This is a genomic window from Actinokineospora enzanensis DSM 44649 (assembly GCF_000374445.1).
Lineage (GTDB): Bacteria > Actinomycetota > Actinomycetes > Mycobacteriales > Pseudonocardiaceae > Actinokineospora > Actinokineospora enzanensis.
Genome location: NZ_KB894410.1, coordinates 103,135 through 121,351, shown reverse-complemented (window position 1 = coordinate 121,351; position 18,217 = coordinate 103,135). Strand labels below are relative to the sequence as shown.

General features: G+C 71.0%; 18 protein-coding genes. 8 read left to right on the top strand and 10 right to left on the bottom strand.

The genetic code is table 11. The features are described from left to right. Window positions 1–66: 66 nt before the first annotated feature. Window positions 67–855 carry an HAD-IIA family hydrolase gene (locus tag C503_RS0112560; RefSeq protein WP_026316227.1) on the bottom strand — a complete coding sequence of 263 codons (789 nt, stop codon included), beginning with the start codon at window positions 853–855 and terminating at the stop codon, window positions 67–69. A 22-nt stretch (window positions 856–877) separates the two neighbouring features. Then, window positions 878–1,270 carry a TOBE domain-containing protein gene (locus C503_RS0112555; RefSeq protein WP_018682558.1) on the bottom strand — a complete coding sequence of 131 codons (393 nt, stop codon included), beginning with the start codon at window positions 1,268–1,270 and terminating at the stop codon, window positions 878–880. Between the two features lie 223 nt (window positions 1,271–1,493). Here C503_RS0112555 and moaA point away from each other — a divergent pair, with 223 nt between their 5' ends. The 4 genes from moaA (at window position 1,494) to C503_RS0112535 (ending at window position 4,569) form a co-directional block, all read left to right on the top strand. Further along, complete coding sequence (moaA, locus tag C503_RS0112550) at window positions 1,494–2,477, top strand: GTP 3',8-cyclase MoaA (protein WP_026316226.1); 984 nt, start codon at window positions 1,494–1,496, stop codon at window positions 2,475–2,477. A gap of 75 nt (window positions 2,478–2,552) precedes the next feature. Continuing rightward, the gene (locus C503_RS0112545; protein WP_018682556.1) at window positions 2,553–2,816 is read left to right on the top strand and encodes a MoaD/ThiS family protein; all 264 of its coding nucleotides are present in this window, start codon (window positions 2,553–2,555) and stop codon (window positions 2,814–2,816) included. Window positions 2,817–3,267: 451 nt separating this feature from the next. After that, a complete protein-coding gene (locus C503_RS0112540; RefSeq protein WP_018682555.1) occupies window positions 3,268–3,936 on the top strand; it encodes a LysM peptidoglycan-binding domain-containing protein in 669 nt (222 codons plus the stop codon). Window positions 3,937–4,203: 267 nt separating this feature from the next. Beyond that, window positions 4,204–4,569 carry a VOC family protein gene (locus C503_RS0112535; protein ID WP_018682554.1) on the top strand — a complete coding sequence of 122 codons (366 nt, stop codon included), beginning with the start codon at window positions 4,204–4,206 and terminating at the stop codon, window positions 4,567–4,569. Here the strand turns inward: C503_RS0112535 and C503_RS0112530 are convergent. The 4 genes from C503_RS0112530 to C503_RS0112515 form a co-directional block, all read right to left on the bottom strand. Further along, entirely contained in the window at window positions 4,556–5,470 is a 915-nt protein-coding gene (locus C503_RS0112530) for a molybdenum cofactor biosynthesis protein MoaE (RefSeq protein WP_018682553.1), read from the bottom strand. The genes C503_RS0112535 and C503_RS0112530 overlap by 14 nt on opposite strands. Continuing rightward, on the bottom strand, window positions 5,467–5,943 hold the full coding sequence (moaC, locus tag C503_RS0112525; protein WP_033400538.1) for a cyclic pyranopterin monophosphate synthase MoaC: 477 nt from the start codon (window positions 5,941–5,943) through the stop codon (window positions 5,467–5,469). Before moaC ends, C503_RS0112530 begins: the two co-directional genes overlap by 4 nt. A 30-nt stretch (window positions 5,944–5,973) precedes the next feature. Further along, window positions 5,974–7,365, bottom strand: a complete 1,392-nt coding sequence (locus tag C503_RS0112520; protein ID WP_018682551.1) for an NAD-dependent malic enzyme — start codon at window positions 7,363–7,365, stop codon at window positions 5,974–5,976. 129 nt (window positions 7,366–7,494) lie between these two features. Next, window positions 7,495–7,674 (bottom strand): hypothetical protein, encoded by a 180-nt coding sequence (locus C503_RS0112515; RefSeq protein ID WP_018682550.1) that lies wholly within the window; start codon window positions 7,672–7,674, stop codon window positions 7,495–7,497. Window positions 7,675–7,746: 72 nt separating this feature from the next. On the opposite strand from C503_RS0112515, the gene C503_RS0112510 reads away from it, so the two are divergent. After that, window positions 7,747–9,999 (top strand): helicase-associated domain-containing protein, encoded by a 2,253-nt coding sequence (locus C503_RS0112510; RefSeq protein ID WP_026316225.1) that lies wholly within the window; start codon window positions 7,747–7,749, stop codon window positions 9,997–9,999. A 95-nt stretch (window positions 10,000–10,094) separates the two neighbouring features. Here C503_RS0112510 and C503_RS0112505 read toward each other — a convergent pair whose 3' ends face one another. The 4 genes from C503_RS0112505 to C503_RS39130 are packed head-to-tail and all read right to left on the bottom strand — an operon-like array spanning window position 10,095 to window position 14,939. After that, on the bottom strand, window positions 10,095–10,700 hold the full coding sequence (locus C503_RS0112505) for a GTP-binding protein (RefSeq protein ID WP_018682548.1): 606 nt from the start codon (window positions 10,698–10,700) through the stop codon (window positions 10,095–10,097). Further along, window positions 10,681–11,391 (bottom strand): DUF742 domain-containing protein, encoded by a 711-nt coding sequence (locus tag C503_RS0112500; protein WP_018682547.1) that lies wholly within the window; start codon window positions 11,389–11,391, stop codon window positions 10,681–10,683. The genes C503_RS0112505 and C503_RS0112500 overlap by 20 nt, the downstream gene beginning before the upstream one ends. A 30-nt stretch (window positions 11,392–11,421) precedes the next feature. Beyond that, window positions 11,422–11,847, bottom strand: coding sequence for a roadblock/LC7 domain-containing protein (locus C503_RS0112495; protein ID WP_018682546.1), 426 nt, complete (start codon window positions 11,845–11,847; stop codon window positions 11,422–11,424). Then, on the bottom strand, window positions 11,844–14,939 hold the full coding sequence (locus C503_RS39130) for a sensor histidine kinase (RefSeq protein WP_018682545.1): 3,096 nt from the start codon (window positions 14,937–14,939) through the stop codon (window positions 11,844–11,846). Before C503_RS39130 ends, C503_RS0112495 begins: the two co-directional genes overlap by 4 nt. 649 nt (window positions 14,940–15,588) lie before the next feature. On the opposite strand from C503_RS39130, the gene C503_RS0112485 reads away from it, so the two are divergent. From C503_RS0112485 to C503_RS0112475, 3 genes are all read left to right on the top strand, one after another. Then, a complete protein-coding gene (locus C503_RS0112485) occupies window positions 15,589–16,620 on the top strand; it encodes an ABC transporter substrate-binding protein (protein WP_018682544.1) in 1,032 nt (343 codons plus the stop codon). Window positions 16,621–16,690: 70 nt separating this feature from the next. After that, window positions 16,691–17,437, top strand: coding sequence for an ABC transporter permease (locus tag C503_RS0112480; RefSeq protein ID WP_018682543.1), 747 nt, complete (start codon window positions 16,691–16,693; stop codon window positions 17,435–17,437). Continuing rightward, window positions 17,434–18,216, top strand: a complete 783-nt coding sequence (locus C503_RS0112475; protein ID WP_018682542.1) for an ABC transporter permease — start codon at window positions 17,434–17,436, stop codon at window positions 18,214–18,216. The genes C503_RS0112480 and C503_RS0112475 overlap by 4 nt, the downstream gene beginning before the upstream one ends. Window position 18,217: the final 1 nt, after the last annotated feature.

Genomic DNA, 18,217 nt, shown 5'->3' with positions numbered 1-18,217 from the left:
CGGCGACGCGCTGTGATCGAGAATCCCGTCCACCATGGCCTGCCCGAACCCGCCATGCCGCCCCCGCTACCGGCCGGGGAACGGGTCGGCGGTGTGCCCGACCAGGTCCGCGACCGAGTCGATCACCCGGGTGGGCCGGTACGGGAACAGCTCGGCGGTCTGCGCGCCGGAGATCCCGCTGAGCACCAGGATCGTGTTCAGGCCCGCCTCAAGGCCGCTGCGCACGTCGGTGTCCATCCGGTCACCGATCATCAACGTGGTCTCCGAGTGCGCGCCGAGCGCCCGCAGCGCGGAGCGCATCATCAGCGGGTTCGGCTTGCCGACGTAATAAGGTGCACGGCCGGTCGCCCGCTCGATCAGCGCGGCGACCGAGCCGGTGGCGGGCAGCGAGCCCTCGCGGCTGGGGCCGGTCGCGTCCGGGTTGGTTGCGATGAACCGGGCGCCCTCCTCGACCAGCCGGATCGCCCTGGTGATCGCGGTGAAGCTGTAGGTGCGGGTCTCGCCGAGCACCACGTAGTCCGGGTCCCGGTCGGTGAGCACGTAGCCGATCTCGTGCAGCGCGGTGGTCAGCCCGGCCTCGCCGATGACGAACGCGGAACCGCCGGGCCGCTGGCTGTCCAGGAACCGCGCGGTGGCCAGCGCCGAGGTCCAGATCGACCGCTCCGGCACGTCCAGGCCGGTGCGCAGCAGCCGGGCCCGCAGGTCGCGCGGGGTGTAGATGGAATTGTTGGTGAGCACCAGGAACGGCGTCCCGGCGGTACCCAGCTCGGCGATCAGCCGGTCCGCGCCTGGGATGAGGTGCTCCTCATGCACCAGCACCCCGTCCATGTCCATCAGGTACGTCCACCCGCTCATGGCGAGAGGCTACCCAGGCAGGTCACGGTGTCTCGACTATGACCTGGGTGGCTTTGACCAAACCGACCGCGAGCACCCCCGGCGCCAGGCCCATCTCGCGCACCGCCTCGGCGCTCATCAGCGACACCACCCGGTGCGGGCCGCACTGGAGCTCGACCTGGGCCATGACCGTGTCCAGCACGACCTCGGTGACCAGGCCGACGAACCGATTGCGGGCCGAGCGGCCCACGGTGATCGGGTCGGGGATCTCGGTGGCCTGGTCGCGGGCGAAAGAGGCCAGCGCCGCGCCCTCCACGACCTTGCGGCCGGAACCGTCGGTCTCGGCGGTGAGATGACCTTGGTCGATCCAGCGGCGCACGGTGTCGTCGCTGACCCCGAGCAGCCTCGCGGCCTCGGCGACCCTGAAGTACGGCATGGGGGTGACGATAACCCCGCAGCTGCGCCGCGGTTCCGATATGATCTGGAACACAACCGCTGTCCGCTCGCGATCAGGCCGTCCGGCGCCCTCGCCGAACGGCCCCGCTGTCGTGGGTACGACTACCCTTGATCTGGTGACAGCGGTAGATCGCGGACCAGTCGACCTCGGGGTTCCCGCCGTTCCCCCGGCCGGTTCCGCCCGCCGCCCGGACACGCCGGGGCTGATCGACCGGTTCGGGCGGGTGGCCACCGATCTGCGGGTGTCGCTGACCGACCGCTGCAACCTCCGCTGCACCTATTGCATGCCTGCCGACGGCCTGGAGTGGATGCCACGCGCGGACATGCTCACCGACGACGAGGTGGGCAGGCTGGTCCGGATCGCGGTCGAGCGGCTCGGCGTCACCAACATCCGGTTCACCGGCGGCGAACCCACGCTGCGCAAGGGTTTCACCGAGATCATCGCGCGGGCCGCCGCGCTCGCCCCGCGGCCGCGGCTGTCCATGACCACCAACGCGATCGGCCTGGAGTCCCGGGCGGACGGTCTCGCCGCGGCCGGGCTGGACCGGATCAACGTCTCGCTGGACACGTTGCGCCCCGACCGGTTCGCCGCGCTGACCCGCCGCGACCGGCTGCCCGACGTGCTCGCCGGACTCGCCGCCGCGCAGGCGGCCGGGCTGACCCCGGTGAAGGTCAACTCGGTGCTGGTGCGCGGGCAGAACGACGACGAGGCCGTGCCGCTGCTGCGGTTCTGCCTCGACCGCGGCTACCGGCTGCGGTTCATCGAGCAGATGCCGTTGGACGCCCAGCACGGCTGGAACCGGGCCGAGATGATCACCGCGGCGGAGATCCTGGCCGCGCTGCGCGCCGAGTTCGACCTCACCCCCAGCCCGAGCCCGCGCGGCGCCGCGCCCGCCGAGCGGTGGCTGGTCGACGGCGGGCCGGGCGAGGTCGGCGTGATCGCCTCGGTGACCCGGCCGTTCTGCGGCGACTGCGACCGCACCCGGTTGACCGCCGACGGGCAGGTGCGCAACTGCCTGTTCAGCCAGACCGAGACGGACCTGCGCGGCCTGCTGCGCGCCGGCGCGGACGACGACGAGATCGCCGAGCGGTGGCGGGTGGCGATGTGGGGAAAGCTCGCCGGGCACGCCATCAACGAGGCCGGGTTCGCCCAGCCGCTGCGACCCATGAGTGCCATCGGCGGCTGAGCCTGCCGGGGTACCCGACCTGTCCGAAAGGGTGAATTCGTGCTGAACCGAGTGAGGTCGGGCGATACGGGCCGAATGGGGGTGTCCGCCGAGGTGACTGTGCGGTATTTCGCGGGCGCGCGCGCGGCCGCGGGCGTGCGTGAGGAGAAGGTATCCCTGCCCGTCGAGACAACCGTGGGCGACGCGGTGGCGGCGTTGGGTGAGCGGCACGGGGAGGCGTTGACCCGAGTGCTCCGCTCGGCCAGTTTCCTGGTGGACGGAGTGGCCGTGCGGGATCGTGCGTTGAGGCTCGCGGACGGGGTCGAGTTGGACGTGCTGCCCCCCTTCGCGGGTGGCTGAACACCCTCCCCGGATGGCCTAGCGGCCTCGAATTCAACGTGAGCCAGAACTCACCGACGGTTATTTATCTCGGGACGGACACGCCCGGGTAACAGCCGAGTGTGACCGATTGACCTGGGAAGATGGCGAGATCGCCAGAGGTTGCGCGCCGTTACTGTGATGACGGTCACGCTCGCTGGAGTTTCTCAATCCCCGCGCCGTTACGTACCGTCGCTTCCGGCTGGCCCCGACCAGCCATGTACGACCCGAGAGTTCGTAGCGCCAAACCCTGTCCGGCGGCCTCTCGGGAACCAACCCCGAGCGAAAGCGAACTCCCGGACAGGGGCGAGGGGCCACGACGAGCACCGCCCTGATCCGGGTGCGAGGCGTGGTGGGCGGGTGCGAACCCGTCCGGACCCACCGGGTCCACCCCCACAGCGCGATGTGCGCAGGCGCGGGAGGAGAGACCCAAATGTCCTACCGTGGCAAGCACCGCAAGCAGACCGCCGCTCAGCGCACCATCGCTCGCGTCGTCGTCGCAGGCGTCGCGGTCGGTGCCCCGATGGCGATCGCCGCCGCGCCCGCCTCCGCCGAGACCGTGAACTGGGACGCTGTCGCCCAGTGCGAGAGCGGTGGCAACTGGAACATCAACACCGGTAACGGGTACTACGGCGGCTTGCAGTTCACGCAGAGCACCTGGAAGGCGAACGGCGGCTCGGGCAGCGCCCACAACGCCAGCCGCGACGAGCAGATCCGCGTCGCGGAGAACGTGCTCAAGACCCAGGGCATCGGCGCCTGGCCGGTCTGCGGCAAGCGCGCGGGCTCGGCCGCCCCGGCGGCCAAGAGCGCCCCCGCGGCCAAGAAGAAGGCCACCCCGGCGGCGCCGAAGAAGGTCGTCAAGAAGGCCGCCCCGAAGGCCGCCGCCCCGGTCCAGTCGGCCCCCGTGGCCGCCGCCCCGGTCGCCGCCGTCAGCACGTCGAACCCCAACGGCGACTACACGGTCGTGGCGGGCGACACCCTGTCGAAGATCGCCGCCGCGCAGAACGTGCCGGGTGGCTGGCAGGCGCTGCACGCGAAGAACAAGGACTTCATCAGCGACCCGAACCTGATCCTGGTTGGTCAGAAGATCGCCACGAAGTAAGTCCACGCACAACCCGAGGTATTACCCCGGGGTTGGAGCCTGCTCGGACCCATCGCTCCTTGCGATGGGTCCGAGCCATTTCCGGCCACAAAGCCCCAGGTCAGAGCCACTTTGCCCATTGCTGAAGCTACGGGTTCGCCTGGGCTGTCAATATCGCCCGATCGAAAACTGTGGATGAATCGGCGGGGTTGTGGACAACTGCCTTCATGATCAACACACTGCTCGGTCGATCACGCATAGCCTGGTGACATGGGATCGAGACCGTGGATGACGTTGACCGCCGCCGTGCTCGACTCCCCGGACGCGCGGGAGTTGGCGGGCTTCTACCAGCGGCTGCTGGGGTGGCCGCGGGGCGCGGACGAGCCGGACTGGGTGACGCTGCGGCCGCCGGGCGGGGGCACCGGGCTGTCCTTCCAGAGCGAGCCCGGCTACGTGCCGCCCTCCTGGCCGACCAGCCGGGGCAGGCAGCAGATGATGAGCCACCTGGACATCGAGGTGGCCGACCTGGACGCGGCGGGCGCGCGGGCGGTCGCCGAGGGGGCCGAGCTGGCCGACTTCCAACCGCAGGACGACGTCCGGGTCTACCTCGACCCGGCCGGGCACCCGTTCTGCCTGTGGGTCAGGGGCAGTTGACCCACTCGTCGGTGCCGTCGGTGAAGTGCTGGTGCTTCCAGATCGGCAGCCGGGCCTTCACCTCGTCCACCAGCCGCGCGCAGGTCGTGAACGCCTGGCCCCGGTGTTCGGCGGCGACCGCGCAGGCCAGCGCCACGTCCCCGATCGCCAGGTCGCCCACTCGGTGGCTGACCGCGATCGCCCGCACGCCATCGGCCGCGGCCAGCTCGGCGGCCACCTCGGCGATGACGTCCTTGGCGTTCGGGTGGCCCTCGTAGGTCAGTGACCGCACGTCCCGGCCGTGGTCGTGGTCCCGCACGACGCCCGCGAACGTGACCACCGCGCCTGCCGCCCGGTGCTCGACCAGCGCGGCGTGCTCGTCGACCGAGATGGGCTCCGCGCTGATCTCGGCGCGCACCACCTCGGCGCGGCGTGGCTCGGGCCGCGCGTGGTCACCGCCGTGCAGCTGGTCGACGGCGTGGTCCAGCACATCGGCCAGCACCGCGAGGCCGTCCCGGACTCCCCCGGTCGAGCCGGGCAGGTTCACCACCAGCGTCCGCCCGGCCACCCCCGCGACACCTCGGGACAGCACGGCTGCGGGCACCTTGGGCAGGCCCGCCGCGCGGATGGCGTCGGCCAGGCCGGGGATCTCGTAGTCCAGGACCGCGCGGGTCGCTTCCGGGGTGCGGTCGGTCGGGTTGATGCCGGTGCCACCGGTGGTGATCACCACGGCCACGTCATCCGCGATCGCCGCGCGCAGCGCCAGCTCGACCGGCGGCCCGTCCGGCACGACCACCGCGGCGGGCACCCGGTAGCCGCGGTCGCGCAGCCAGCCCGCGATCATCGGGCCGGTCTTGTCCGGGTACACCCCGCTCGCCGCCCGGTTCGACGCGGTGACGACGCGGGCCGTGCGGTCGGTCATGACGCTCCTCGGGTCCAGTGCCCGGACTTGCCGCCGTCCTTGCGGTCCAGCCGGACCGCGTCCAGGACGGCCGCCGGGTCCACGGCCTTGATCATGTCGTGCAGGGTCAGCCCGGCCACCGCGACGGCGGTCAGTGCCTCCATCTCCACGCCGGTCTGCCCGGTGGTGCGCACGGTCGCGGTCACCCGCACCTCCGCCTCGCCCAGCTCAAGCTCGACCCGCACGCCGGCGATCGGCAGCGGGTGGCACAGCGGGATCAGGTCCGGGGTGCGCTTGGCACCCATGATCCCGGCGATCCGGGCGGTGGCAAGCGCGTCGCCCTTCGGCAGGCCGTCCCGGCGCAGCAGCGCGATCACCTCGGCGGTGGTGCGCAGCACGCCGCTGGCGACCGCTTCGCGCGCGGTCACCGGTTTGCCGGAGACATCCACCATCCGCGCGGCGCCACCCGCGTCCACATGGCTCAACTCACCCACGAGAGCGATGCTACGGGGCCCCGGGCGGGGTCAGCCCGACTGCGCGCCCGCGGCCTTGCGCACGGCATCCGCCACCGCGGGCGCCACCGCCGCGTCGAACACGCTTGGCACGATGAACGAGGCGTTGAGCCGGTCGTCGTCCACGATGTCGGCGATCGCGTCGGCGGCGGCCAGCAGCATGGCGTCGGTGATCCCGCGCGCCTGCGCGTCCAGCAGGCCGCGGAACACGCCGGGGAAGGCCAGCACGTTGTTGATCTGGTTCGGGTAGTCCGAGCGGCCGGTGGCGACCACGGCGGCGTGCTTCTGCGCCTCCAGCGGGTCGATCTCCGGGTCCGGGTTGGCCAGCGCGAACACCACCGGGTCCGCCGCCATGGTGGCGACCTGCTCGGCGCCGAACAGGTTGGGCGCGGACACGCCGATGAACACGTCGGCGCCGACGAGCGCGTCGTGCAGGGTCCCGCTGATCCCCGCCTTGTTGGTGTTCTCCGCGACCCACGCCATGTTGGCGTCCATGTTCTCGCGGCCGCGGTGCACGATGCCGTTGATGTCGACGGCGACCACGTCGGCCGGGTCGCGGTGCAGCAGCAGTCGGATGATCGCCGACCCGGCCGCGCCGACGCCGCAGACCACGATCCGGGCGTCGGTCAGCGACTTGCCGACCACGCGCAGCGCGTTGCGCAGCGCGCCGACCACGCAGATCGCGGTGCCGTGCTGGTCGTCGTGGAAGACCGGGATGTCCAGCTTGTCGCGCAGCCGCGCCTCGATCTCGAAGCAGCGCGGCGCGGCGATGTCCTCCAGGTTGATGCCGCCGTAGACCGGGGCGATCAGCTCGACCGCGCGGATGATCTCCTCGGTGTCCTGGGTGTCCAGGCATACCGGCCAGGCGTCCACGCCAGCGAACTTCTTGAACAGCGCCGCCTTGCCCTCCATCACCGGCAGCGCGGCGGCCGGACCGAGGTTGCCGAGGCCAAGGACCGCGGACCCGTCGGTGACGACCGCGACGGTGTTGCGCTTGATGGTCAGCCTGCGCGCGTCGTCCGGGTTCTCCGCGATCGCCTGGCAGATCCGGGCCACGCCCGGGGTGTAGGCGCGGGAGAGGTCGTCGCGGTTGCGCAGGGCGACCTTGGCGCTCACCTCGATCTTGCCGCCGAGGTGCATGAGGAACGTCCGGTCCGACACCTTGCGGACCGCCACCCCGGGCAGCGCCTCCAGCGCCTCGGTGATGTCCCGCGCGTGGTTGGCCGACATAGCGTTGCAGGTGATGTCGACAACCACCCGGTCGCTGTGCGACTCGACCACGTCGAACGCCGTGATCACGCCGCCGACCCGGCCGACCGCGCTGGTCAGATCACCGGCGGCGCTCGCGGACGGCGGCGCCTCCACCCGGACGGTGATCGAATAGCCTGGGCCGGGGACGGGCATACGACTCTCCCGAGTGGACGAGGTCACGGAATCGGTTGAGATCGTAGTCCTGGGTCGGGCGACCGATTCCCTCGGGGAACGACACAACGCCCCCGCCCGGTCCCGGGCAGGGGCGTCGACGGCCTCGGCTCAGCGGTTGATCTTGGTGCTGGGGTGCACGTACGGGGTGCGCTCCAGCGGGAAGGTGACATCGCCGAACGGGGACAGCGCACCCTGGCGGTCGGAGTGCAGCTCGGAGACCGGGTGGGAGTCGTCGTCGCCCGCGGCCCACGTGGGGTCGATGCGGTCGGTCTTGGTGGTCTTCGCCACGGGTCCTCCTCGAACACCTGCTTGGTCGCCTCCTGAGGCTATCGGACACCCGCGCCGTATACCGTGGTCAGGGTGTCCGGCACCACGCTCACCGACTGGCTCCGCGCGCGCGACGACGAGACGTTGGCAGACGTGTTGCGCGCCCGGCCCGACCTGGCCACGCCGCGGCCCGCGGACAGCTCCGTGCTGGCGACCAGGGCCGCGACCAGGGCCTCGGTGGCCAGGGCCGCGGAGGGCCTGGACACCTTCACCCTCGCCGTGCTCGACGCCCTGCTGGCGGCCGGGGCGGACCGCGCGCCGGTCGACCCGGCCACCGTCGACCTGGCCGTCGCGGTATCGCCGGATCGGGTGATGTCCGCGGTGCACCGGCTGCGGTCGCTGGCCGTGGCGTGGGGCGCGGACGACGCCATCTCGCTGGTGCCGGCCGCCCGGGAGGCGGGCGGGCTGTTCCCGACGGGCCTGGGCAGGCCGTCGGCCGCGTTGGACGGCGTGGACGTCGAGGCGGCGCTGGCCGACCTGCCCGAGGACGAGCGCGGTGTCCTCGCCCGGCTCTCGCACAACGGCCCGGTGGGCAACACCAGGGACGCGGCCGCCATCCCGACCCTCGCCGAGGCCAGGACCCCGATCCAGCGCCTGCTCGCCCGCGGCCTGCTCACCCGCGTCGACGCGAGCACGGTCGAGCTGCCCCGGCAGATCGGCCTGGCCCTGCGCGGCGTCGGCACCGGCGCGCTGACCGTGGACGAGCCCGGTCTGCGCACCAAGGCGCAGAAGAACGTCGACTCGACCGCCGCCGGGGCCGGGCTGGAGCTCGTCCGGCACACCGAGACCCTGCTGCGGCTGTGGTCGCAGGAGCCGCCGCCGGTGCTCAAGTCCGGCGGCCTCGGCGTCCGGGACGTACGACGGCTGGCCCGAGCCACCGACCTTGGCGACCGGGAGGTGACCGTCCTGGTGGAGGTGGCCATGGCGGCATCGCTGATCGCCGACAACGAGGCCACGAACCCGGAGTACCTCCCGACCACCCACGCGGACGTCTGGCTGACGGCGGGCCCGGCCAACAAATGGGCCACCCTCGCCGCCGCCTGGCTGGACCTCCCCCGTCTGCCGGGCATCGGCGGCCAGCGCGACGCGAAGGAGCGAGTGCTGGCGCCGCTGTCGGAAGATCTGCGCCGACCGGTCGCACCGATGGAACGCACCCGGGTCCTGGAAGTACTGGCCGACTTCAAACCCGGCACCGGCGTGGTCGACCCGGACGAGCTCGCCACCGTCCTGGCCTGGCGCGCCCCCCGACGCGGCGGCCGACTCCGCGACGAGATCGTCCGCTGGACCATGGCCGAGGCGACCGCCGTTGGCGTGGTCGCACTCGGCGCACTGTCCGGTCCCGGCCGGGTGCTGCTCTCCGAGGGCACGGCGGCGGCAGCGAAGCGGATGGCCGAGGCCATGCCGGAACCGATCGACCATGTGCTGGTCCAGGCAGACCTGACGGTGGTGGCGCCAGGGCCGCTGGAACCGCACCTGGCCACCCTCGTCAACGAGGTCGCCGACGTCGAGTCCGCGGGCAGCGCGACGGTTTACCGGGTGAGCGAGACCTCGATCCGCCGCGCCCTGGACGCGGGCCGCACGGCAGGCGACCTGCACGAGCTGTTCCGAACCAGGTCCCGCACCCCGATGCCGCAGTCCCTGACCTACCTGATCGACGACGTGGCCCGCCGCCACGGCCGCCTACGCGGCGGCTCCACCGCGTCCTTCCTGCGCTGCGACGACCCGGCACTGATCGCCGAGGTGGCCGCCAGCCCGGCCGCCGCCGGTCTGCGGCTACGCCGGATCGCCCCCACGGTCCTGGTGAGCCCGGTCCCATTGCTGGAAATCCTGGACGAACTACGCGCCGCGGGCTTCGCCCCCGCCGCCGAGGACGCCGAGGGCCACGTGGTCGACCTCCGCCCGTCCAGCCGCCGCATCCAATCCCCGCTCCGGGCCGTCCGCCGCGTCGTGACCCGTCCCCCGGACGACGACCAGATCGCCGAGATGGTCGCCGCCATGCGCGCGGGCGACCGGGCCGCCGACAGCAAACGCGGCCGGGCCGTCCCCGCCACCACCCGCACCACCGGCAACACGACGGAGACGATGGCCCTGCTCCAGGAAGCCACCCGAACCCAGACGACGGTGTGGATTGGCCAGGTCGACGCCAACGGCATCGCCAGCCAACGCGTCCTGGAACCCCTCCGCATCGGCGGCGGCATCCTGGAAGGCCGCGACCCCAGCACCGACGAGGTCCGCCGCGTCCCCTTGCACCGCATCACCTCCGCGGCCCTGGTCGAACCGTCCTAACCGGACAGTGAGCGGCGACCGCAACCCGGCAACCGCAACCGGGGGAAACAAAAGACGCCCGGACCGATAGTCCGGGCGCCCCAGAAAACCACAACTCAGACAGCGCGCGACATCCGCTGATGCATCGCGTGCTCAACCAACGTGATCAACGTCTCCTTCGTGGAGTCCCGATCCCGCGCGTCCGTGGTCACGATCGGCACCGACGGCTCCACCGTCAACGCCTCGCGCACATCGTCGATCCGGTGGTGCAACACCCGGTCGAAGCAGTTCAGCGCGATCACATACGGCAGCCCGCGGTCCTCGAAGAAGTCGATCGAGGCGAACGCGTCGGCGAGCCGCCGGGTGTCGACCAGCACGATCGCCCCGATGGCGCCGCGCACCAGGTCGTCCCACATGAACCAGAACCGGTGCTGCCCAGGCGTCCCGAACAGGTACAGGATCAGGTCGGAGTCCAGCGACACGCGACCGAAGTCCATCGCCACCGTGGTGGTCACCTTGTTCGGCGTCGACGACAGGTCGTCGACGTCCACGCTGGCCTCGGTCATGACGGCCTCGGTGGTCAGCGGCACGATCTCCGAGACGGAGCCGACCAGGGTCGTCTTGCCCACCCCGAAGCCACCGGCCACCACGATCTTGGCCGAGGTGGTCGGCTGGGGGGAAGCGCCGCGCGCGCTGAGAGGACTAGAGCCTGCGGAGCCCACTGAGCACCCTTTCCATGAATTCGATCGACGGCCGGTCACCCACGACCATGCCGCTCTGGTGGATCGAGACCAGGCCCATACCTGCCATGTCACCGATCAGGACCCGGGCCACGCCGAGCGGCAGCCGCAGATGCGCGGCCACCTCGGCGACGGACCGGGTGTCCAGGCACAGGCCGCAGATGGACCGGTGCTCGGGGCGGACCGCGGCGTCGGGGAGGCGGCCCCGGTCGCTGGTGGAGACCAGCGCCTCGATCGCGAGATCGTAGTCGGACCGGGTGCGACCGCCGGTCTTGGTGTACGGGCGGACGAGCGAGCCGGTCTCGTGCGGCTGCGGGTCCGCCGGGTCGGGCTCCGGCTCCAGCTCGGCGACCGCGGGGATCTCCTTGCTGTCCCAGTCCGACTGCGCCGGGATGCCCGGGTCGCCGTAGAGGGTGGCACTCGGTCCGCCGAACAGGCGGGCGCGGAACCCGTCGATGTCGAACCGGTTGGGCGGTTCACCGAGCCCTGAGTCGGACAGGTCGTCCCATCCTCGCTCAGACATGTCCGCCTGCCTCCGCTCCGGTTCGTCCACCACTGGGTCCCGGGGGTGCTCGTGGTCCGAATCGCCGTAGGCCGCTTCCGGTTCGAACAGGTCCCGGTACGAGAAGTCGTCCTCGGTGCGTCTGCCAGTGGGTCTGCGGCCCGTGCTCATCGCGTTCTCACCCCGCCGTCTCGCCCGCTGCTACCTGCGTTGCGCGCCTTGGAGCTGCGCGCGCAGTTCCGGCGTCATCTGCTGGCCGACCCGCTCGACGAGCAGGGTCATCTCGTAGGCGACGAGGCCGATGTCGCAGTTCGGCGCGGCCAGCACGGCAAGGCAGGACCCGTCGGAGATCGACATCAGGAACAGGTAGCCCCGGTCCATCTCGACCACGGTCTGGTTGACGCCGCCTGCCTCGAAGCAGCGGGCGGCCCCCGCGGTGAGGCTGACCAGGCCGGACGCGACCGCGGACAGTTGCTCGGCGCGGTCGCGGGGCAGGCCTTGGGACCCGGCGAGCAGCAGCCCGTCGGCGGACACCACCACGGCGTGCGCCACGCCGGGCACCTGGCGGACAAAGTCGGTGATGAGCCACCCGAAGCTACCGGGCTGCTGTACGGACGCGGTCGTCACTCCTGCTCCTCGTCTTGGCGGCTCTCGTCTGAACCGGTCTGGTCACCAGCGTAGGCGTCGATGAGGGCATGCCGGCCACGCCGGACCCCCTGCTGGAAGCTGGACATGCGGCCGCGAACGGCATCCGCCGTGCGTGGAGGAAGCGGGGCCACCGCGGGCTGTTCCGCGGTGTCCTCCCTCGGTCCGGCGGAGCCCGGCACGAGGTGTGCCTTGGGAACGCGTTTGGGCAGACCGGCCGTGGTCATGGTGTCGGCGGTGGTGTCCAGCAGGGCGCGGGCGCGCTGCCAGCCGTCATCGCCGGGCGAGCGCCAGGCGTCGGCCTTGGCCTGCTCGGGCTCGCGGGTCTCGGGCACCTCGGGGGTGTCCGCGTCGGTGTCCAGCTCGCCCCTGGTGGCGCCGGTGTCACCCAGGTCTTGGTACTCGGCGCTGTCCCCGAGGTCCCTGGCATCGCCAAGGTCGCCAAGATCACCGTGGTCACGAAGATCACCGTGGTCGCCGTCGGCCTCGTCGGGCGCGGCGTGGTGCGCGACCGGCCGCGGCTCGGGCTCGGGTGCCGCGGTCTCCTCGGTCTCCGGCGCCAGGTGGCCGTTGGTGACCGGGGTGGAGCCGGTGTCGCCCGCCTCGAACCACTGCGAGAGCACCGCCTCGTAGATCGGCAGCCGCTCGGTGGGGGCGTCGACCACGCGCTCCGGCGGGGTCTGCTCGGCGCGCGGGGTGACCGGGTTGTAGCCGCCGGTGTCGGCCGCGTCCTCGGCCGGGTCGTCGGCGGGCTCGGGCAGCGGCAGGCCGAACAGCGAGCCGGTGATCTGGTCGTCGACCAGGTGGCCGTTGAGCCGGGCCTTGATCTCCTCCGGCGAGGCGGGCGGGCCCCAGCCGCCGGTGTCCTCCAGGCTGCCGGTGCCGAACGCGGCCGGGTCGAACGCCGGGTAGCCCGCCACCTGCTCGGCCGGGCGGTCCACCTGGGACTCGCTGAGCAGGCCAGCGGCCTCCGGGCGGGGGCGCGGCGTGCCGCCGCTGAACGCACCGGCGATGCCGCTGGCCTTGGCCGCGGTATCGCCGAGGCTCGGGGTCTGGGCCACGATGCTGGTCGGCTGGGCCGAGCCGGAGGTCTGGACCAGCGTGGCTGGCACGGTGATCCGGGCGATCAGGCCGCCCTCGATGTCCTCGTTGTCGCGCAGCCGCACCTTGACGTCGTGCCGCTTGGCCAGCCGGGCGACCACGTACAGACCCATCCGCCTGGTCACCGCGACGTCGATGTCCGGCGGGTCGGCCAGCCGGGCGTTGGCGGTCTCGATCTCGTCGTCGCTCATGCCGACGCCGGAGTCGGTGATCTGGATGGCCAGTTCCTTCTTGCGGGTCACGGCCATCCGCACGTAGACCTTCTTCTCCGGCTCGGAGAACGAGGTCGCGTTGTCCAGCAGCTCCGCGATCAGGTGGACCAGGTCGGAGACCGCGCGGCCCTGGACCGACACCTCCGGGGCGGAGAGCACCTCGATGCGGGCGTACTGCTCGACCTCGGAGACCGCCGCGCCGACGACCTCGGCCGCGGGGACCGGCCGGGACAGCTGGCGGGACAGGCCGGAGCCGGAGAGCACCAGCAGCGACTCGGAGTTTCGCCGCATCCGGGTGGCCAGGTGGTCCAGCTCGAACAGGCTGGCCAGCTGGTCGGGGTCCTGCTCGTCCTGCTCCAGCCGGTCGATCAGGGACAGCTGGCGCTCGACCAGCGTCTGCGACCGGCGGGACAGGTTGACGAAGATCGAGTTGATGTTGTCGCGGAGCAGCGCCTGCTCGGTCGCCATCCGGACCGCCTGGTCGTGCACCGCGTCGAAGGAGCGGGCCAGCTGGCCGGTCTCCTCGCGGGTGAACACCGGCACCGGCTCCACCGCGTTCTTGGAGGCCTCCACCGGGTCCGGGTCGGCGAGGATGCGCTGCACCGTCTCCGGCAGCCGCCGGTTCGCCACGTCCAGCGCGTCGCGGCGCAGCACGCGCAGCGGGACCAGCAGCGAGCGGGCGACGACGAAGGTGACGATCAAGGCCAGCAGGATGGCCAGCAGCACGATGACCGCTTCCTGCCAGGCGTTGGACTTGGCGGTGTCCGCGGACTGGCTGGCCAGCGTGCGCAGCTTCTCCAGCAGCGTCACCTCGACCTTGCGCAGCGACTCGGCGGTCGCGCGGGCGTCCGGGACCAGCTTGTCCATCTGGATACCCAGGCTGGGCAGGTTCTGGTCGGCGTGCACGAACGCGGTCTGCTTGATGCCCTCGCGCTCGTCGACCTCGGCACCGCTGAAGGTGTCGGAGAAGAACTGCGCCTCGTTGATGTCGGCGTTGGCGCGGAAGTTGGCGATCGAGGCGTTGTAGCTGGCCTCGGCGGCGCGCGCCTGGTCGAGCATGCTGGACGGGAAGGCGTTGCGGGTGCCCGCGATCATCAGGATGGCGTTCTGCCGACCGAGGAACTCCTTGGCCTGCACGATGCTCAGCGAGGCGGAGGCCAGCCGGGAGATCTCGGGCTGGGCCAGCGATGCGGTGAACTCCGAGCCGGCGGAGAGCACGGTCTCCAGCAGCGAGGTGTACGACTGGTAGACCGCGACGTCCGGGTAGAAGCTGTTGAGCGCGGCGTTGCGGATGGCCTCGACCGCGGTGAGGCGGTTCTGCAGCTGGCCGAGCACGTTGCCGTTGTCCGTGGTGACCTTGGCGACGGCCTGCCCGAGGCGGGTCAGCGTGGCGTTGGTCTTCTGGATCTGGCCCTGGACGTTGGCCAGCTCGTTCGCCTGGTCGGCCTTCCGGCCGCCCGCGACGTAGGCCACCATCAGGTTGCGTTCGCTCTGCATCTCATGCACCAGCGCGACCACGTCCAGGGTCGCGGTGACGCTGGTCGCGGCCTGGTCGAAGGTGTCGGCGCGGTCGAGCTCGTTGGTCGCGCGCAGCACGCCGAGGGCGACCGCGGTGATGACCGGGACGAGGAGGACGGCCACCAGCTTGGTGCGCAGCCGCCAGTTGCGCAGCCGCCACCGCGACCCGCCCTCGACGGTCTTGCGACCGGAGGGCCTCGGGTTAGCGAGCGCGACCTCGCTGCCTGCGTCTAGTTGCGACACGGCGGCACCACCGTCTTTCCCTGGGCCTGAATCCACCCCAGTGGTGTGGTCGGGCACTGCCAGCACTCTCCCTGCATCTGAGCCAGTAGCCCGTTACCCGGAGGCCAGCTCGAACGGACAACTACCCCAGTGGAGGACGCGGCACGTCGCGGACGCTCGGGGCGTAGGCGGCCACCGCAAGATGTCGGACCGGGGCGGTCCAACGTTACCCGCGAGCATGTCGCCTGCTCTCCTCCGCCGCTCGGTGCGAGCGCCTCACTGTGGGCACAGAAGGTAGCGAAGTCTCCGTCACGATGTAACCCTTCCAGGGCATCATCACAGCCCGTATCGAATACTTAGCATTAACAACTACTCGTCTGCGTGATGGCGTGGTGGTTTTCCCTACGTTCACCATCGCCCGTATGGATGAGTAATCGGTATCGGCCGAGATCACCAACTACGGACCGTAAACCCCAGGTCAGGGCCGTTACAAGATTCGCCCGGTTGGGTCAACAACTCCACCCGATTCAGTGAGAGGGTTCACCGCACGGCATCTTGCGCACACTCATTGTGACACGCACCCGACAGTCTCTAGAGTGCGTCCTCGTGTGCCGCAGGGCTACTCGCTAGCACCTCGACAAAACCCACCTCCTACGAGGAGAGTCAGCAAATGCTTCGACGCGTTGCCACCAGACGGACTGCCCGCGTCCGGCTGCCGATCGCCCTGCTCGCCGCCACGCTGCTGGCCTCGCTCAGCGGCTGTGGTCTGCTCGGCGGCAGCGACGACCAGTCCACCTCCGGAGGCGGAGGCGGTACCGGCGCGGTGGAGAAGGCCAAGATCCGGGTGGGCATGCTGCCGGTCGTCGACGTCGCCCCGTTCTACCGCGCGATCGAGCAGGGCTACTTCAAGGAGCAGGGCCTGGACATCGATCCCGTCGTCCAGCCCAACGGCGGCCAGGTGGTCAACTCCACCGTGGGCGGCGACCTCGACGTCGGCTTCGCCTCCTACCCCGCGCCGCTGGCCGCGCAGAGCAAGAAGACCGGCGACCTCAAGATCATCGCGGACGGCCTGGCCGCCAAGCCCGGCCACATCGTGGTCGTCTCCCCGCCCAACTCGCCGCTGAAGAAGCCGACCGACGCGCCCGGCAAGAAGATCGCCATCTCGGCCCGCAACACCATGACCGACATGGCCCCGATGTCGGTGCTCAAGACCCAGGGCGTCGACTACACCCAGGTCCAGTTCGTCGAGATGTCCCTGCCGGAAATGATCCCGGCGATGCAGAAGGGCCTCGTGGACGGCGCGGTCGTGGTCGAGCCGTGGGTGACCATCGCGGAGAAGCAGCTTGGCGCCGTGCCGGTGTTCGACTGCGCTTCCGGCCCCACCGCCGAGATGCCGATGTCCGGCTACTTCACCACGGCGAAGTTCGCCGCGGCCAACCCGAAGACCGTCGCCGCGTTCCAGCGCGGACTGGCCAAGGCACAGGCCGAGGCGACCGACCGGTCGAAGATGGAGCCGATGTTCGTGAAGTACGCGAAGGTCGACGAGCAGACCGCGAAGCTGGTCACCATCTCCACCTACTCCACCTCGCTGGAGGCCAACCGCATTCAGCGGGTGGCCAACCTGATGCAGGAGTTCCAGGTGATCAAGGGGAATCTGGATGTCTCGTCGATGATCGTCAGCAGCCCCAGCTCGAACAAATAGGTCGGGAGGCGGGCTCCCGCCCAGGGGGCCGTAAACGACAGTGAGCGGAACTCCGCGAGTTTCCGCGAGCGTGATCGGTCTGGCTGGCTTCTTCGCGCTATGGGAAGCGGCCAGCCGGACCGGTCTCGTTCCGGACTACTACCTGCGTCCGCCGAGTGTGGTGTTGCCCACACTGGTGCGCCTGCTCGGGGACAACCACTTCCAACGGGCGCTGGTGGCCACCGTGCTGGCCACCCTGATCGCCCTGGTGATCGCGACAGCGATCGCGGTGCCCGCCGGACTCCTGCTGGGCAGCGTCCCGGTCGTCCGCCGGGCCGTGATGACCCTGGTCGAGTTCCTGCGGCCGATCCCCTCGGTCGCCATCATCCCGCTGGCCGTGATCACCGTGGGCAGCGGACCGGAGACCAAGATCGGCCTGGCGGTGTACGCCGCGACCTGGCCGATCCTGTTCAACACCATGTACGCCCTCGACGAGATCGACCCGCTGCACGTGCAGACCGCCCGCGCGTTCGGTGTACGCAGACTATCGGTGCTGACCCGCGTCGCGCTGCCCAGCGCGGCACCGTTCGTGCTCACCGGCGTCCGGCTGGCGCTCGCCCTCTCGCTCGGCGTGGTGATCAGCACCGAGTTCTTCACCGGCGGCACCATCGGGCTCGGCCAGTACGCCATGGAGGCGGCCGAGGGCACCAACATGATGGCCGAGGTGCTGGCCACGACCGTGCTCGCGGGCGCGCTCGGGCTCGGCGCCAACGCGGCCCTGGAATGGGCGCACCGCAAGGCGTTCGCGTGGAGCCTGCCCCGGGGCGGTGAACGGTGAACGGCGCCGTGCGGCTGGCCCAGCGGTGGGCCGTGTTCGTGGTCGTGCTGATCGCGTGGCAGCTGGTCACCACGGCCGCGGACAGCGTCTTCTTCCCCACGCCGATCAAGATCGCGCTGGATCTGCAGGACAAGCTGTTCTCGCCGCTGCTGACCAAGCACATCCTGCCGGGCATGGGCCGGATGCTGTTCGGCTGGGCGGTCGCCGGGGTCATCGGCGTCGCGCTCGGCCTGCTGCTCGGCCGTTCCCGGGTGGCCGTGGCCTACCTGGGACCGGTGTTCACCTTCCTGCGGTCGATCCCGCCGCCGCTGATGGTGCCGTTCTTCGCGGCTTCAATCGGCATCACCAGGATGCAGCTGCCGGTGATCATCTTCGGCTCGCTCTGGCCGGTGCTGCTCAACAGCGTGGACGGCGCCCGCGCCGTGGACGCCACCAAGGTCGATACCGCCCGGGTGTTCCGGCTGTCCGGACCGCAGTGGGCGCTGCGCGTGCTGCTGCCCTCCGCCTTGCCCAAGGTGTTCGCCGGGCTGCGGCTGAGCCTGTCGCTGGCGCTGATCCTGATGGTCGTCGCCGAGCTGCGCGGCTCCGAGTACGGCATCGGCAACCAGCTGCAGTACGCCCGCAGCGACTTCGACCCGCTGGCCATGTGGTCCTGGATCGTGCTGCTCGGGCTGCTCGGCTACCTGCTCAATTCCCTGCTCCTGCTGCTGGAGCGGCGCGCGCTGGCCTGGCAGCCGCGGCACTCGCTCGAAGCGCGGGCGCTCGCCACCGGAGGATGAC